The 327-nt window shown below is 66.7% G+C and carries 1 protein-coding gene; it reads right to left on the bottom strand.

Annotated elements, in window-relative coordinates:
* On the bottom strand, nt 1–327 hold a 327-nt coding region (locus M3149_RS22905; RefSeq protein ID WP_251711644.1), incomplete at both ends, for a methyl-accepting chemotaxis protein.

The following is a 327-nucleotide window of genomic DNA, read 5'->3' as shown; positions in this document are numbered from 1 at the left end:
TGTCCGTCACCCGCTGCACCGAGCCCACGATCTCGCTCATCGTCTGGCCCGCGTCGGCCACCAGCTTGCTGCCGGTCTCCACCTTCTCCACGCTCGCACCGATCAGGCCCTTGATCTCCTTGGCCGCTTGCGCGCTGCGCTGCGCCAGGTTGCGCACTTCACCGGCGACCACCGCGAAGCCGCGGCCCTGCTCACCGGCGCGCGCGGCTTCCACCGCCGCGTTCAGGGCCAGGATGTTGGTCTGGAAGGCGATGCCGTCGATGACGCCGATGATGTCGTTGATCTTCTTGGACGAGGTGTTGATCTCGTCCATGGTGGTGACCACCT

The organism is Hydrogenophaga intermedia (assembly GCF_023715105.1).
Lineage (GTDB): Bacteria > Pseudomonadota > Gammaproteobacteria > Burkholderiales > Burkholderiaceae_C > Hydrogenophaga > Hydrogenophaga intermedia_A.
Note: the sequence above shows the minus strand (reverse complement) of the source record. Positions and strands in the feature narration are given on the sequence as shown.